At 67.1% G+C, this 15201-nt stretch carries 17 protein-coding genes and 1 pseudogene; 7 read left to right on the top strand and 11 right to left on the bottom strand.

Translation table 11 applies throughout. The features are described 5' to 3' along the window. Positions 1-119 precede the first annotated feature (119 nt). Together GL284_RS20320 and GL284_RS20315 are read right to left on the bottom strand one after the other, a co-directional pair. A pseudogene (locus GL284_RS20320) lies at positions 120-1739 on the bottom strand (phage terminase large subunit family protein); the annotation flags it as partial. Continuing rightward, positions 1687-2283 (bottom strand): hypothetical protein, encoded by a 597-nt coding sequence (locus GL284_RS20315; RefSeq protein ID WP_155046249.1) that lies wholly within the window; start codon positions 2281-2283, stop codon positions 1687-1689. The pseudogene GL284_RS20320 and the gene GL284_RS20315, both read right to left, overlap by 53 nt. 111 nt (positions 2284-2394) lie before the next feature. Between GL284_RS20315 and GL284_RS20310 the strand changes: the two genes are divergently transcribed. Beyond that, a complete protein-coding gene (locus GL284_RS20310) occupies positions 2395-2667 on the top strand; it encodes a hypothetical protein (RefSeq protein WP_028720222.1) in 273 nt (90 codons plus the stop codon). A gap of 95 nt (positions 2668-2762) precedes the next feature. Further along, positions 2763-3335, top strand: a complete 573-nt coding sequence (locus GL284_RS20305) for a DUF3489 domain-containing protein (protein ID WP_155046248.1) — start codon at positions 2763-2765, stop codon at positions 3333-3335. A gap of 53 nt (positions 3336-3388) precedes the next feature. Here GL284_RS20305 and GL284_RS20300 read toward each other — a convergent pair whose 3' ends face one another. The 9 genes from GL284_RS20300 to GL284_RS20260 form a co-directional block, all read right to left on the bottom strand. Next, positions 3389-3613: a DUF7220 family protein gene (locus GL284_RS20300; RefSeq protein ID WP_089412756.1), complete on the bottom strand. Its 225-nt coding sequence runs from the start codon at positions 3611-3613 to the stop codon at positions 3389-3391. Continuing rightward, positions 3595-4611: a DNA cytosine methyltransferase gene (locus GL284_RS20295; protein WP_155046247.1), complete on the bottom strand. Its 1017-nt coding sequence runs from the start codon at positions 4609-4611 to the stop codon at positions 3595-3597. Before GL284_RS20295 ends, GL284_RS20300 begins: the two co-directional genes overlap by 19 nt. Continuing rightward, entirely contained in the window at positions 4611-5936 is a 1326-nt protein-coding gene (locus tag GL284_RS20290) for a site-specific DNA-methyltransferase (RefSeq protein ID WP_155046246.1), read from the bottom strand. Before GL284_RS20290 ends, GL284_RS20295 begins: the two co-directional genes overlap by 1 nt. 416 nt (positions 5937-6352) lie before the next feature. Further along, a complete protein-coding gene (locus GL284_RS20285) occupies positions 6353-6733 on the bottom strand; it encodes a DUF6362 family protein (RefSeq protein WP_018303644.1) in 381 nt (126 codons plus the stop codon). After that, positions 6726-6926 carry a hypothetical protein gene (locus GL284_RS20280; protein ID WP_018303645.1) on the bottom strand — a complete coding sequence of 67 codons (201 nt, stop codon included), beginning with the start codon at positions 6924-6926 and terminating at the stop codon, positions 6726-6728. Before GL284_RS20280 ends, GL284_RS20285 begins: the two co-directional genes overlap by 8 nt. After that, positions 6923-7546 (bottom strand): crossover junction endodeoxyribonuclease RuvC, encoded by a 624-nt coding sequence (locus tag GL284_RS20275; RefSeq protein WP_425274252.1) that lies wholly within the window; start codon positions 7544-7546, stop codon positions 6923-6925. The genes GL284_RS20280 and GL284_RS20275 overlap by 4 nt, the downstream gene beginning before the upstream one ends. Positions 7547-7556: 10 nt before the next feature. Next, positions 7557-9914: a phage/plasmid primase, P4 family gene (locus tag GL284_RS20270; RefSeq protein ID WP_230383218.1), complete on the bottom strand. Its 2358-nt coding sequence runs from the start codon at positions 9912-9914 to the stop codon at positions 7557-7559. Then, positions 9911-10657 (bottom strand): hypothetical protein, encoded by a 747-nt coding sequence (locus GL284_RS20265; protein WP_155046245.1) that lies wholly within the window; start codon positions 10655-10657, stop codon positions 9911-9913. Before GL284_RS20265 ends, GL284_RS20270 begins: the two co-directional genes overlap by 4 nt. After that, positions 10657-10863: a DUF6511 domain-containing protein gene (locus GL284_RS20260; protein WP_155046244.1), complete on the bottom strand. Its 207-nt coding sequence runs from the start codon at positions 10861-10863 to the stop codon at positions 10657-10659. Before GL284_RS20260 ends, GL284_RS20265 begins: the two co-directional genes overlap by 1 nt. A gap of 228 nt (positions 10864-11091) precedes the next feature. Between GL284_RS20260 and GL284_RS20255 the strand changes: the two genes are divergently transcribed. From GL284_RS20255 to GL284_RS20235, 5 genes are all read left to right on the top strand, one after another. Beyond that, positions 11092-12282, top strand: coding sequence for a hypothetical protein (locus GL284_RS20255; protein ID WP_155046243.1), 1191 nt, complete (start codon positions 11092-11094; stop codon positions 12280-12282). Beyond that, a complete protein-coding gene (locus tag GL284_RS20250; RefSeq protein ID WP_155046242.1) occupies positions 12254-13411 on the top strand; it encodes a hypothetical protein in 1158 nt (385 codons plus the stop codon). Before GL284_RS20255 ends, GL284_RS20250 begins: the two co-directional genes overlap by 29 nt. A 162-nt stretch (positions 13412-13573) precedes the next feature. Next, positions 13574-14185 (top strand): sigma-70 family RNA polymerase sigma factor, encoded by a 612-nt coding sequence (locus GL284_RS20245; RefSeq protein WP_155046241.1) that lies wholly within the window; start codon positions 13574-13576, stop codon positions 14183-14185. A 178-nt stretch (positions 14186-14363) separates the two neighbouring features. Next, entirely contained in the window at positions 14364-14657 is a 294-nt protein-coding gene (locus GL284_RS20240; protein ID WP_155046240.1) for a hypothetical protein, read from the top strand. Continuing rightward, positions 14654-15201, top strand: a 548-nt coding sequence (locus GL284_RS20235) for an ATP-binding protein (protein ID WP_341870521.1), incomplete at its 3' end; no start/stop codon positions are given. The genes GL284_RS20240 and GL284_RS20235, both read left to right, overlap by 4 nt.

The raw sequence follows: 15201 nt of genomic DNA, 5'->3' as shown, positions 1-15201 counted from the left end.
TCAGCGCGATACGCACCGCATCCCTGCGAAATTCATCCGTCCTGCCTGTGCCCATGGTTCATCTCCTTTGCTGCACATTACGTGATCAAAGGAGCGGCACCAAACCGCGACAGGTCCACCAGCCGCAGGAAGCGGTAGGTTTCGGCCTTGAAGGTCGAGACCGCCACGGTCCAGAGCCGCGCCCCGCGCCGCAGGCGTTTGCCGCCCTCGGTCGCGTCGACGAAGGTCGGGCCCGACACCGGGCTCGAGCGGTTGAACCCCTCGACGCCCTTCACCGGCGACACCTGCCCAAACCCCTGCGCCCGCGACCAGGAATAGACCGCCGGGGCCTCGTAGCCGGTATCGATGGCGAGCCGCGCGATATGCAGATGCGCGCCGCGTTCATGCGGCCAGGACCTGTCCAGCAGCGCGGTCAGTTCCGACCACGCGTCATGCCGGTCCGGCCCGCCTTCGATCACCACGTGATCGACCAGCCAGCTTTCCAGACCACGACCCCAAGCCCAGACATCAACTTCGATCCGGTCCTTCTGCACGTCGGCGCCGGCGGTCAGGAACAGCCCGCCCGCAGGCACGGCGCCGGATTTCCAGCGCTCGCGCCGGTCGTAGAGTCTTTGCCAGTCAGGAGCTTCCCCGGTTTCGACCCATGTCTCGCCAAGGATCGTGTTGCGGAACGCCTTGATCGCCTCGTCCGACCCTTGGGCCGCGTCCCATGCCCGCACGATCCGCTCCCAGCTCAGCCAGCCGATCGGCGAGTAGAGCGCCGAGAGGTGATACCCGACCGTTGTCGGATCGGCGGCCGTGGCGGTTGCCCGCCATTCGCCGCCCTCCAGCATCGCCGTCTTGTGGTGCTCCGCGATTGCCGCGTCGCAGCCCTCGCAGTGATATTCCGCCGTCTCCGGCCGGCTCTTCTGCCAGCGCAGCCGGTCGAACTTCAGCCATTGCATCGCGCCGCAATGCGGACACGGCACGAAGAACCGCCGCTGGTCGGACTCCTCGTACTCGCGTTCGATGCGCGACAGCCCCCGGATCGTCGGGGTCGAAACCAGGAACACCTTGCGCCGGTGGGCGAAGGTCAGCGACCGCGCTTCCGCCAGCGTGACCGGATCGCCTTCCTCGTCGGCCGAGGCGGGATAGGCATCGACCTCGTCGAGGAAGATGTAGCGCGCCGGGGTCGAGCGCAGCCCGACCGCCGAGTTCGCGCCCGTCATGATCAGGATGCCGCCGGCGAACTCCTTCGACAGCATCGTGTTGCCCGCGTCGCGGGACCGGGCCGGTTTGACCCGCTCCCGCAGCTCCGGACTTTCGTCGATCAGCGGATCGATCCGCTGGCGCGAGTTGCGTTTCGCCAATTCCACCGTCGGCTGGACCGCCAGCATCGGTCCCGGCGCCTGGTGGATCGCGAACCCGATCCAGTTGTTCCCCGCCTCGGTCGCGCCGACCTGTGCGGCCTTCATGAACACAACCCGCTGCGTGGGATCGCCGGGGCTCAGCCGGTCCATGATCTCGCGCATGTATGGCGTGCGAACCGTGCGATACCGCCCGGGCTCGGCCGAGGCGCGGCCCGAGAGCATGCGGTGCCGGTCCGCCCATTCCGAGACGGTCAGGTCCGGGTCGGGCCGCAGCCCGTTGCCCCAGGCGCGCAGGATCTCGCCCGCGCCGTCGAAGTCCGTCAGGCCATCGCCGCTCTCACCGGAAGTCTGGCCGGACCTCGGCGAGTTCGTCGAGGTGGGCGCGTACATGTTTCTCCAGGACCTTCTGCATCGCGGCTGGCTCCACGGTGATCTGCTGACCCGTCGCGTCGCGGGATGAGCCCGAGAGCTCGGCCGCCATCAGCGCCGCCGCGCGCGCGGGCCAGTTCACCCACGCGTCCCGTTCCTCCCGCGCCAGCCGGAACACCAGCGCCAGCGCGCGGGCCCGCTCGATCAATTCGCCCTTCAGCTTCTGGAGCCGGATGCGCCGCTCCTGCGCCTTCAGCACCTCGTTCGCGGTCTTGGCCTGCAGGAAGGTCGTGCCGCCGCCGACTGCGGGAACCGCCAGACCCTGTTCGCGGAGCGTGTCGCCAACAGCGGCCACGGCGGCCTCGGGCACCGGCTTGAGCTTCGGCGCGGGCGGCTTGCGGGTCTTTGACGGGTCGGTCGCCTCGGCACGCCGCGCATCGCTGGCGGCCGCGTTGATGCTGCCGTCGGGATAGAGGACCAGCCGCTCCGCGACCTTGGCCTTCTGGATCGCGCCACGCGACAGCCCGACATGCGCGGCGTACTGGCGCTCGCTCATGCCCTGCATCGACGGCTCCGATTATCTATCGAAATCATGTTCTTATCGAGTTGATAAGCAGCGCGACCGGAGCGAACGTCCGTTCAGAAGGACGATGCAACTCACCAAGGAGCCATCACGATGACCACGCGCCTGAACCCGATCACCACCCCGCGCCACGAACTCCGCGCCGAGAAGGCGCGCCGGAATAAGGAAGCCGCGCTCGCGGCCTTCATCGGCAAGAAGGCCGAGATCGACGAGATGCTCGCCCGGCTGCAGACGCTGAGCGACGACCACTTCAACGCCCACCCCGACGAGATCAACTGGGGCCATGTCGGCACCCTCGAACACTACGCCAGCCTCCTGAAGCGCATCACCGACAGCGCCTTCGGCGAGGGCGAGCACGCCCGCTGATCTCCGGCACTGCCGGAACTCCCGCCGCGCGCCCTGCGCGGCTCGGGGTCGTAGGAGGCGCCGCATGACGCGGGCCCGAATACGGAGACGATCCCATGACCAAGCTTTCTGACACCCAAGCCATCATCCTCAGCGCCGCCGCACAGCGCGAGGACCGCATCGCACTGCCGCTGCCCGAGAGCCTGCGCGGCGGTGCCGCTGCCAAGGTGGTCGGCGCGATGATCGCCAAGGGCTTTCTCGAAGAGGTCGATGCGAACATGCGCAACGGCGAACCCGTCTGGCGTGAGACCGGCGACGGCCATGGCGTCACGCTGGTCGCCACGGGCGCGGGTCTCGCCGCCATCGGCATCGAGCCCGAGGACGCGCGCACCGCGCCTGCGGGCGCATTGGGCGCGCCGACCGAGGAACCTGCGCTGGACACCCCGACCGAACCGGAGGCGGCTCCCAAGGCGCGCACGTCGCGCGAGGGCACCAAACAGGCCGCCCTGATCGCCATGCTGCGCGCGCCGGAAGGTGCGACCATCGACGAGATTTCCGCCGCCCTGCAGTGGAGGCCTCACACGACGAGGGGCGCGATGGCCGGGGCGCTGAAGAAAAAGCTGGGGCTCGAAGTCACCTCCGAGAAGGTCGAGGGGCGCGGACGGGTCTACAAGTTGCCCGCCGCTTGACGCACGCGGACCCGACGAGAAAACGACCGCCGTCCCTCGGGGTCGGCGGTTGCTCATCTGGCGCTCCGCATCCGGATCGCCTCGAACAGACGCCGCAGCAGGAACCCACGTGCCAGAGAGATGCCGACGAACGCAAGGCCGATGGTCAGATGCTCACCGAGGCCGGTCTCGATCCCGAACCACGGGAACACGACGATCTGCGTGGCGATGGCCAGCACATAGCCGATCACGACATTCGTCACGGATTCGGCCAAGGACATCAGGCGGCTCTGCTGCATCGCAATCCCTCCGGCAGGCATTCCAGAAAGGCCGTCACGAACTCCGCCGCGAGCGGCGGCACGATCGCATTGCCGTAGCCCCTGAGCAGCCCCATGCGGCCGGGTATCCCATCAGCCAGCGGGAATGTTCCGGGCTCAACCGGTCGCCAGCGCCCATCCCGGCAGCGGAGCCAGTCAGGGTCTCGCCAGATGCCGTCCGTCGCACCGGTCCCGGTGGGGGCGGCGCATTCGACCAGTCGATCAGCGCCACCGTCCTGCGGCTGGCATCGGTATTGCCGGCCGCGTTGTAGCTCTCCGTGGCCGGCGATCCGGCCATCGGCGTCGGCCAGCCCGCCAGCCAGACCTGCCGCCCCAGCAGCGCGTTGATCGGCACCGCCGGACATTCCGCGCCGTCCTTGTGATCTCGCGCCGAGGCCGTGGCCCAGCCCGCCAGCAGCTGCCCCGAGGGAAACGGCGCCGAAGAACAGCCGCTGGCGGATATGCGGGGCGCCGATGCACGCAGCCGGCAGATCGGCCGCCGCGACGGCGTAAGATGCCGCTTCCAGGTCAGTCGCCAGAGCGTCGAACCACGCCCAGTCAGCCGTGCCCTCAGCCGCTGTTGCAGCCGTTCGGCCAGATGGTCCGAGCACCGCCGCGCTGGCGACCTGCTCGCCGAAGACGAGGTCCGGACGGCAGGCGGCAACGAGGCGCAGGAATGCGGGTGCGAGGTGGCGGTCATCGTTCTGTCCCTTGCGCTGCCCGGCCTGGCTGAAGGGCTGGCAGGGCGGCGATCCGGTCCAGACCGGCCGGTCCTCGGCCACGCCGGCAAGGCGCAGCGCATGGGGCCAGCCGCCGATCCCGGCGAAGAAATGGCATTGCGTAAAACCCCGCAGGTCGGACGGCTCCACGTCGAGAATGGATCGTTCGTCCACCTCGCCAGCCGGAAGGTGGCCGGCGGCGATGAGGTCCCGCAGCCAGGCGCAGGCGGCGGGGTCGGAATCGTTGTAATAGACGGCCATCAGGCGGCAGCGTCGGTGTTTGTGTCCTCGCCCAGCCGCTCGGCCCTTACGGCTGCGAAGCTCCGGCCATCGCCATCGAGGATCGCCTCGCGCCCCGTGTCTGCCTGCCAGCGTTCGACGGCGACATCGACATAGTCCGGGCTGATCTCCATCGCGAAGACGCGGCGGCCATTGGCCTCGCCCGCCATGATCTGCGAGCCGGAGCCCGAGAACGGCTCGTAGCAAAGCCCGCCGCGCGCCACATGCTGGCGCATCGGGATGCCGAAGGCGTCGAGCGGTTTCGGGGTCGGATGGTCGGGCCGCTCGTCCTTGGCGAAGCTGGGCATTTCCCAGGTCGAGGGCAGCGTCTGCTCGGCCACCTTCGGCGGGCGGTTGGGGCGGCGCCAGCCCATGAAGCAGGGCTCGTGCTTCCAGAGGTAATGGGAGCGGGTCAGGACGCCGCGGTCCTTCACCCAGATGATCTGCTGGTGGACGAAGGCCCCGGCCTTTTCCCAGCAGGCTTCCAGCATCGCCTGACGACGTGAGGCGTGCCAGCAATACCATGCGGCGTCCTCGGTGATGGCTTCCGCCACGGCCGCCGCGATGAAGCCATCGTAGAGATCGGCCCCCTGCGAGCTGTCGTCCCAGGTGACGCCGTAGCTCTGACTCCAGTCCTTGTTGCGGGTCGGATGGTTCGAGCCGTCGTAGTCCACCAAGTACGGCGGGTCGGTCGCGAACAGCACCGCCCGCTCGCCGTTCATCAGACGGCGCACATCGTCGTGGCTGGTGCTGTCGCCGCACAGAAGCCGATGCTCGCCGAGGATCCACAGATCGCCCGTCTGCGACGCCGGGTTGCGCGGCGGTTCGGGGATGGTCACCGGCGGCACGGAGCCCCCGGCGCCAGCATCCTCGCCATCGCCTTCCGGCACGAAGGCCAGCAGCTTGTCCAGTTCCCCGTCGGAAAACCCGACCAGCGAAAGATCGAAGTCCTCGGCCAGCAGCTCGTTCAGCTCGGCCGAGAGCAACGCCTCGTCCCATGACCCGAGTTCGGTCAGCTTGTTGTCCGCGATGCGATAGGCCCGGCGCTGCGCCTCGGTCAGATGCCCGAGTACGATCACCGGCGCCTCGGTCAGCCCCAGCTGCGTTGCAGCAAGCACCCGGCCGTGGCCCGCGATCAACTCGCCGTCCTCGCCCACAAGGCAGGGCACGGTCCAGCCGAACTCGGCCATGCTGGCAGCGAGCCTGGCGACCTGGTCGGCACCGTGCAGCTTGGCGTTCTTCGCGTAGGGCTGCAGGCGCGCAAGCGGCCAGGTCTCGATCCGCTCGGGGGCGAAGGCGAGGGTCATGAGGAATCCTGTCGATTATGGCGGGGTGGACCCCGGTTCGGTGGAGTCCACCGGCTTCCAGCTGGATTCCGGAGTCCAGGGTATCCACCCCGGAATCCACCAGCCAAGGCGCTGTTATTGCGTTGTTATTTCAGGTTACGTGGTGGCTTCCGGCCGGGGTGGCTTCCCAAAAATCCGGCCCTGTCGCTGGCGATGCGCCGCGCTTCGCCCGCCAGCATAGGAATGTCGCCCGGAAGGAACCGGAAACTGCCGTGGGCTGGACCCCGGCCGGACCCTCGCTGGATACCGGGGTCCAGGAGGCCCCCGTCAACGCGAAAGGGATAGCGAGCCTTCCAGCGCACTCTCCCCATCTTGCCTTCGGAATAGCATGGATCTGTTGCAGGTGTCGAAGGAAAAAGTGTTGCAACACATTGGAGTCACTGCGCATTCAGGCGCGCAGCGATCTTGGTCAGCGCCAGCTGCCAGCGACGCCAGGCGGTCGTGCGGTCGCAACCGAGCTCGCCGCTGATCTGCTTCCACGGCACACGGGCCGCGCGCGACCAGACGAGCTTGCGCTCCGCCTCCTCGATCCAGAGCACCCAGTCGAAGGTCTGCTCGAGCCGGGTGATCGCGGCGGCCGAGGGCCAGACCCGCATCGGCTGGGGTTCCATCGCCGCGATCTCGCGGCTGGTCCGCACGATGTCGGGCCAGGTGTTGAAGTAGCCCTGCGCCTTCACCGGCGGCAGCTTGCGCAGGGTGCGGAACGCCTCCTCGAAATGATCGGCGACGCAGTCGGCGGTCCATTCGCGATCAGCCATGGCGCGCCTCCCTGTCGGAAGGGCGCGGGCCGTAGAGCTTCTCGCCAAGCTGGCGGACCAGTTCACGCTCGGGCCAGGTGAGGCGGTCGTCATCGGCGGAGACTGCGAGGACGCCCTGTTCGTGCCAGCCCTCGCGCTTGACCTGCTCGGGATCCCGGCGGCGGCCGCCGTAACCGTGGGGATGCCATCTCATGCGACACCCCCGTTCGTCTCGATCGCCCAGAGCAGGAGCGCGATGGCGTCGGCCTCGTTGTCGTCGGCCGGGCTGAAGCCGCGGGCGCGGACGGCGGCGACCATCGTGGCCTTGTCGGCGTTGCCCTTGCCCGAGGCGTGGCGCTTGATCGTGCCGACCGGGACGCCTTCGTAGGGCACGCCGCGCAGTTCCGCCCATGCGGTCAGCGTGGCCATGAGCCCGCCGTAGATGTGGCTCGCGTCGGTGCCCGCGTGGCGGCGGACTTCCTCGAACCAGATGGCGGCGACGGGCCCCGACAGCCGGTCGATCTCGGTCAGCCAGTTGGTGAAGCGCAGGTAGCGCATGCCGCCGCCGTCGAAGCGGCCCGGGCGGAGCGAGACGGTGCCGCTGGTGATCAGGCCGTCATGGCCGCGGATCGCCCAGCCGGTCGAGGTGCCGAGGTCGAGCGCGAGGATGCACGGGAGCAGTCCGCCACCGTCCTCCATCCGCACAGGAGGGTTGGTGACGGGTGTGACGGATGTGACGGATAGTTCCCTATCCGCTCCATAGGCGCGCACATGCGCGCGCGTAACGGTCTTATAGGTATGATCCGTCACATCCGTCACACTCTCTGAATTCATTGGCATTTTCCTATTCTCCCGAGAAAAGGTCAGAGTTGCTGTCGTCGAGGGCGATGCCCCGGAATCCCTTCGCGGCGCGGGTGTTGTGACGCTCGAATCCCCGGACGATCAGGGCTTCCGAGAAGCGCTTGACCGAGCCTGCGAACTCGCCGTTCGCATCGGCCCACGCCTTCCAGTCGGCGAACATCTCTGAGGTGCTGGCGCTGAGGTGCAACCCGACAGAGCAGCGCTCGTCGATCCAGCGACCGATGGCGTCCTCGGCCTCGAAGTAATCCTCAGTCGCAGCCATCACGGCGGGCGGCGGGCGCAGCCCCGTCCGCTGCCATTCGATGCAGCCCTCGAGCGCCCACGCGAGGATCCCGTCGCGTTCGGCCAGCAGCCTGTCCGCCAGATGCTTGTCGCGCCGCGCGGGCGGGATGGTGACGGTGAACGGCACCATGTGCAGTCGACGCTTCATCGCCTCATCGACGTTGCGGATTGAAGGCTTGTGGTTGCCGACGATCAGCAGCTTGAACTGCGGGATGAACTCGAAGAAATCCTGCCGCATGAAGCGGGCCGTGATCTTGTCGCCCCCCGTCAGCGCCTTCAGCTTGCTCTCGGCCCAGCGGCTGCCCTGTTCCGTTTCGATGGACGTGACGATGCGCGCCCCGCGCAGCCCGGCCATGTCGGTCGGGTGGCGATCACCCTGCGTGGCCATGAACATGTCCATCGGCGCGACGGTTGCGTAGTCGCCAAGGATGGCGGTCAGGGTGTTGGCGAAAACGGATTTCCCGTTTGCGCCGGTGCCGTAGAGGAAGAACAGCGCGTGCTCGGTGGTCACGCCCGTCAGGCAGTAGCCCGCCATGCGCTGCAGGTAGGATTGCAGTTCGCCGTCCCCGCCCGTGACGGTTTCGAGAAACCCGAGCCAAACCGGACAGGCGTCTGCGACCGATGCCCCGGCAATACGGGTCATGAAGAGGCCGGGGTCGTGGAGCAGCGAGGCGCCGCTGCGCAAATCGACCACGCCACCGGGCGTGTTCAACAGCCAGGGATCGCGATCCCACGGCTCCGTCGTGGTTGCGTGGCGGCGGTCGGAACGGGCAAGCCGCTCCACAGCAGAGACGGTCGCGGCGCTGGAAAGCTTCGCCTTGAGTCGCGCAGACCCGGCGCGCGCCGCCGCCTCGCGGCAGATCATCCGGGCCAGATCGAAGGCCTGCAGCGTCTCCTCGCGCCGCCAGAGCTTGCCCGACCAGGTCAGCCATTGTCCCCAGCCCGCGACGTAGCGCCATGTCTCGGCATGTCGGGCGGCAAAGGTTGCGGCGAGCGCATCCTCGGTGAAGCGCACTGGCACCGGCCCATCATGCCCTCCGCCAGCAGGGCCGCCGCCATCGGGACCGTCATCCTCGTCATCGATCTCGCCGTTGCGGGCGGCGTCGCGTTTCCAGAGGCGCTCGGCTTCCTCGCGCAGCCGATCCTCCGGCCAGGGAGGGGCAACGCGGGCCGTGTTGTAGGAGACGATTTCCTCCCACGCTTGTTCGCGCGGCACGTGGCCTTCGCGGGCACGGCGGATCCAGTAGCCGATCACGCGCGACAGCGCGTCGAATCGGGTGGTGCCATCCACGCCGCCTTCGCGGACCTGGCGGCCGAACAACTCGGTCACGCTGCCACGCTCGGTGGCGGCCATGTTGAAATCGAGCCCGTTCTCGCCTTCGAGCGGCGGCATCGCGATGATCGCCTCGAGCAGCTCGCCAAGGTCGTGATCGCGAGGATCGTGGTTCAGGATCTGCACCAGCCGCCGAAGGCCCTGTTTGGCGTGGATCGATCCCGCCACGCGGATCGGCTGGTGTGCGGACCGAAAGGAAGGATCACCGCCGACCTTCGCGGCGATCATGTGCCGGGCGCGGCAGACCGTGGCGATGTCGTCGCCTTCGGCAGGCTCGGTCAGACGCCAGTAGAGGTGCAGCTTGCGCTGGCCGTCGGCGGTGACACCACCGGACGCGACTTCGAGTGTCGGGCAACCGAGGTGCTGCACAAGATGGTCGCGCTTCGCGCCGATGTCGCCATGGTCGAGATCGACCAGCACCACCTGCGTCTGGACGATGCTCTCCGCACGCGCGTCGCCGGGAGCCGCGACTGTGCCGGGCGCCACGAACAAGGCCATGCCAGCGTCGCTCGCCCATGTCGCCTGAAGCGCGAGTTTCGCGGCTAGCGTGGCGTCCGCTTCGATGAAGGGCACATGCGGCGGGCCATCGCCCGCGCCTTTCTCTGCGAGCGCACGGACCGGCACCCAGCCGTCGCAGTAGCCGAACACCACGTCGGCATAGATCGCGATCATTTCGGCGTCGGGCGCGACGTCGTCGGGCGCGATGGTGTCGGATGGGACCGTCATGCCCAGCACCGTTCCCGCCATGCACAGAAGCGGCATTCGAAGTGGTCGGGGTCGGCCGTGTGGCGGGGAAGAAGTTCGCCCGCATCACAGGCGCGCAGGATCGTCACCGCCTTGTCGCTGGCGGACTGGGCGAGTGCGGCATCGAACGGCACGAGTTCGTGCCAGATCTCGCACGTGTCCTTGTTGATCGCCGTGAAGAGCGCGGGCGCCTCGGTCAGGCCGAGATAGGCTTGGTAGAGCGCGATCTGCGCGGCATAGACCGGCTTCGCCTTTGCGACGCCGTGCTTCGCCATCTCACGCCAGTTCTTGGCGTTCGCTGATTTGCACTCCCAGAGCGCAGGAACCGCCATGCCGTTCGGTGCCGCGACGACCACCCCGTCGGCATGGCCTTGCACACGTCCGCCCACGACCGAAAAGCCGAATTGATCACCATGTCGATTGCGCGTGCGAAGATCGAACCCGGACTTGCGCAGCCAGGCGATGGCCAGGTCCTCGAGAACGTGCCCGAGCGCGAAGATCCGCAGGGACTTGCCCGAGAACCCGGCGCCCGGGTCCTTCGGCGTCTTCAGGTATTCGTACTGCAGCCTGCGCTGGCAGATGTCACCCAGCCGGCTTCCTCCGAGATAGTCGCGTTGGGGGCGTTCGGCCTGTTCCGCCACGAGGGCGGTGTCGATGCAGGCATTGACGGCGTCCGAGAAACTGGGCGGCTTCTCCGGATGGTTGAAGTCGAAACCGGCGTCCATCAGAACGGCACCTCCGGATCGGGCCGGGGCGCGCTGGTCTGCATCGCCTCCTGGAATCCATCGACGGCGGCCGTCGCGAGTGCGAGCGCCTGTGCCTCGGTGAGATCGGCGAACCGCGTGGTCCATCCGATCTCGGCCATGAGTTCGGCCATGTTGCGGAGGGCTGCGCGCAGAGCTGCCTGTTCGTGTTCGTCTGGATCGATCATGCGCAGCCCTCACGTGCCGGGGCCGCATGCGGGCATGGATGGATGTCAGCGCGGCGCGCGAAGGGGATTGTGGTCATGGGAGAGCTCCAGATGCTCTCCTCACCTACCGGCTGGCTGTCCTGACTGTCGGATGTGCGGTTCGGAACACTTCGGGAACATGGACTTGTGCGTTCACAACTCTGCCGATAGCCTGAAATTTCCCCGATTCACCCTGGAGCCGCGGCGCGCATGGCGTCATTCAACCCGAGAAGCTTCACCAACCCTGATCGCCTCAAGAGCATTTCGCCGAAGCACCTACTGAAGTTCTTCGCGACGTGGGCGGAATATTTTTCGGCGCGGGGTTTTGAACTTCCGGTCGAAGCGGATGAGGATTTTCCCTACGACGATCTTGCTGCAGTGTTGATGAAGCCCGACGAAAACGTGCCGCCCGAAATGGTCGACGCCCTTTTCTACGTGCACGAGACCGCGACCAAGGAAACCGCCGAGGAGTTGATCGAGGCGGCAGGACGGGCTGGTCTCACGATCGAGGCCGGTGAGGAACCATCCGATGCGGACATCGCCCTGCAGATCTGGCTCCAGAAACCTGATCTGCTGCGACGTCAGCATGCCGAGACCGTGGCATTCACACGTTCGCGTTTCATCTATTTCGCGGGGCACAGCGGCAAGCCGCGACCGGCTCCGGACCCGACTGGCGAACAGACCGCCATCATGCAGGAGCAGATGGACGAGTGGTTCGACCGCAAACGCCGCGGCAAGGGCTCGCGGGTTTTCGCTTTTCCGCGCGGGACGAAGACGTGGTTCATGGTCCGGCATGGCGAGCCGATGCGGCGCGAGGGGCGACATCAGGATGATGGCGGGTCGGGGATCGCCTACTACCGACCGCAGAAGCACGACGTCGTCATCTATGACGGCGAGTCTGACGAACTTGCCGTCAATGCAGGGACGAAAGGCGAGACCGAGCTCTACCTGCGGACGTTCGGCGGGGTCATCTTCGGGGACGAGGAGTACTTCGATCGCTCGAACCGCTTCACCCTTGATCCGCTGCTGGAGAAGGGCGAGAAATCGCTCGACAACGACACTGTCTCCGAGATCGTCAAGGTGCGCCTGATCGAAATCGAACGCTTCTGGGGCGGAAAGGCCAAGGAGAAGGAGGTGCGCAAGGCGAACGACCTCTTCATGGCCTGGGACGACAATTGGGAGCGGCGCCTTGCGGGCGGTTCCATCGACCGGGCCGTTTTCAAGGTCAAGTTCGATGGGGATGGCAAGGAGCGGACGGTTGCCATTCTCCCGCCGAGCCTCGCGCGCTATGACCGTGATGCCGACAGCGATCTGATCGACCGCTGGCTCAAGGATCAGGGATTTTGCCGCCCCAACGTCGGAGATGAGGACGATGACGATGGCGTTCTGGAGGACGATTGAGCGCGTTCCCGGTCACGCGACCGACACGCGCGACTGGAAGGTGGACCTGACGGATTGCTGGACCCAGGTCGAACGCTACCTTCCGGAGACCTCCAAGTACGCAGAACGTATCGACTGTCCCTGGCCCGGAGGGGAACATTGCCCGCGCCATGTCGTGCGACATGCCGGCGGCTCGGTCCGTGCCGTCTGCAGCGATCCGGGGCGACTCTGCGAAACCCTCGACATCAATTCAGACGATATCCGCATCCGTGAACTCGACCGCCGCAGACTATTCGCCGACATTGCCACGGCGCTTGGTCTCGTCGCGCCCGCCGCGTTTGCGCGCGGGGCGGCCCTTCTGCACATCGGCGATCATGCCATTGCCGCCGGCCGGAGTTTTCCGGTGTTCGCTGCGCTCACAAGCCCGCGCGCACCGCTCGGCCGCGCAGACGTCCTCGACCTCGATCGTCGCAATCTGCCGTTCGTCCTGCTGGTGACATCGCTCGGCGCGATTGACCCGGACGTTCCGGCCCTTCTTGCGGCCCGGCGAGGGCGTGTTCTGACGTGGGCCGAATGCCTCCACTTCGCCCTCGCGCCGCGTAAGGGATTCGTCGCTGCCGTGCCACTTGTCGATCTCTTCGCACCCGAGATCGCGGCACTGGCGGACGCAAGTGACGTCGTCCAGCGTCCGGTAATGACTCTGCCTGCGAATGCACGCTGGTCTGATCTGCGCTTCGCGTTTCGCGAGGAGGCCGTGCTCAACGTCAGCTATCTTGGGCAGGCTCCGGCGCGCCTTGAACCGGACCAGATCGGTATGCGCGATGAGCGGAACGGCAAGCCGAACCGCCAGTGGCGGCTGCTCCTTGTTTGCGCCGCGCTTGGCGGGGCATTGCCTCGGTCCTTTCCGATCTCCACCATCAGGGGACGTCGTCCTTCGCGCGACGTGGTCGCTATCCTGGGGGAGTTTGAGCGCGGCTACGATCGGCAGCGCCAGATTCTCGCCGCCGCGCTAAGGGCGCAGTTCGGGATCGACGACGATCCGTTCACGGCCGAGGACGATTGTTACGCGGCACGCTTCCTCGTCGATGCAAGTGCGCTGCGTCAGGGTCGCGCCGACCAGCGCGACCGAAATTTCGCCGAAGACGACTGATCCTTTCTGAACTTTTTTCATCCCACCCAACCCCATGAAACCGCTATGTTTCGTGGGGTTTTTGCTTCTCCAGTCCCCTGATTTCGAGGCCCTCCAACGAATTTTCGCCGGTGCCAGGCACTCGGGCCGCGTGCCCGTCCACCTGGACGAAGGCGAAACTTCATGGAGCGTTTCCACCCCATTTGCGACGCGCGCTCGCGCGTCTCCCGCAACATCACCATTCGCGCCGAACGGCTGGCCCGCTCGGGCTCCGTCCCCGGAATGGATGCGGAGGACATCAAGCAGGATCTGCGGCTGCATCTCTATCGCCGGGACGAGAAGTTCGACCCGGCTCGCGGTCAGTATGACACCTTCGCCGACCGCGTGCTGGCGAACCGCATCGCCACGCTGGCCGCGCCGACCGAACGGCTGCGGGCCGAGCGGGCTTGGATCGACTTCGACAGTCCCGCCGGGGGGCGCGGTGATGACGAGATGCTGCCGCTCGCGGAAACGCTGCCCGACAGCGCGATGCCGCATGCCGCCGTCACACGCGCAACGGACGAGGCGTTCGGGCTGGTGCGAGATGTCCAGCGGCTCCTTGCTGGCCTGACCCCGACCTGCCGCACCCTCGCGCTGGCGCTGATCGACATGTCGCCGACGGAAGTGGCTGAAGCCCTCGGGATCCACCGCAGCACCGTCTACGCCCGGCTCGTCGCCGTCCGGAAGGCCGCCGAGGCGCTTGATCTCGCGGCATATCTCGGCGCCGCCCCGACAGTCTTGGAGGCCCGCCGGTAGGTGACAACAGGGCCGGTGATGAACCGGTCCTGCCAAGTTTCATGCCGGGCCCTCGGAGGAATGCAACACCCCCACGCGGGGAAACACTCCGACCGCAAGCTCCAGGGCGGCGTCAGGCCCGGCAGCAGTCTTCCCGACGATCCCTGGACAGCAACCGACGACCACATGGAGCATCACCTTGTTCACGACTTCCCCTCTGGAACGCCTGCGCCGGCTGCGCTGGCTGGAAATGCTTCCAGACAACATCGACGTCCCGGCTGTCTTCGACAGGCCCGACCAGGCCGTACCGATCGAGCGCGCCACTGTGGACGACCTCGAGTTCGCCCTTGTCGCTTTGGCGCGCCAGCAATCCGGCCTCTGCCACCGCACCAGCGCGCTCGGCGACGTGCTGAAGATGGCGCGCCGCCAAGGCGCCTGTGGCGCGGACATCGCCATTTCGGCCGCTGTGCGGGATCTTGAGGGTGGCAAGTGAGCGCCCCCTTCGGCGGCGGGCCGCTCCGCATCATCACGGCCGACGAACGCCTGCGCGAGGCGCGCGGCATCAAGGGGGTGCTCACGGGCACCTCTGGCATCGGCAAAACCACGCAGCTGCTGACCCTCGATCCGCAGCGAACACTTTTCCTGAACCTCGAGGCGGGCGAGTTGGCCGTTCAGGGCTGGCCCGGCGATGAGGTCCGCATCCGCGACTGGGTGGTCGCCCGCGATCTCGCCGCCTGGATCGGCGGCGCCAACCCGGCCATGCGGGACGACCAGTCCTATGGGCCCGGGCACTTCGCGCGGGTCTGCGCGGCCTTCGGTCCCGCCGGCCAGCTCGACAAGTACGACACGGTCTTCGTGGACAGCATCTCCGTCGCCTCCCGCATCTGCCTTCAGTGGTGCAAGGGCCAATCCCAGGCCCAGTCCGACCGCACCGGCAAGCCCGATCTCCGCGCGACCTACGGGTTGCTCGGCCAGGAAATGATTGGCTGGCTCACGCATCTGCAGCACACGCCCACCAAGAACATCTGGCTGGTCGG

The organism is Paracoccus shanxieyensis, assembly GCF_009711265.1.
Taxonomy (GTDB): domain Bacteria; phylum Pseudomonadota; class Alphaproteobacteria; order Rhodobacterales; family Rhodobacteraceae; genus Paracoccus; species Paracoccus shanxieyensis.
This window is presented reverse-complemented; position numbering and strand designations above follow the sequence as displayed.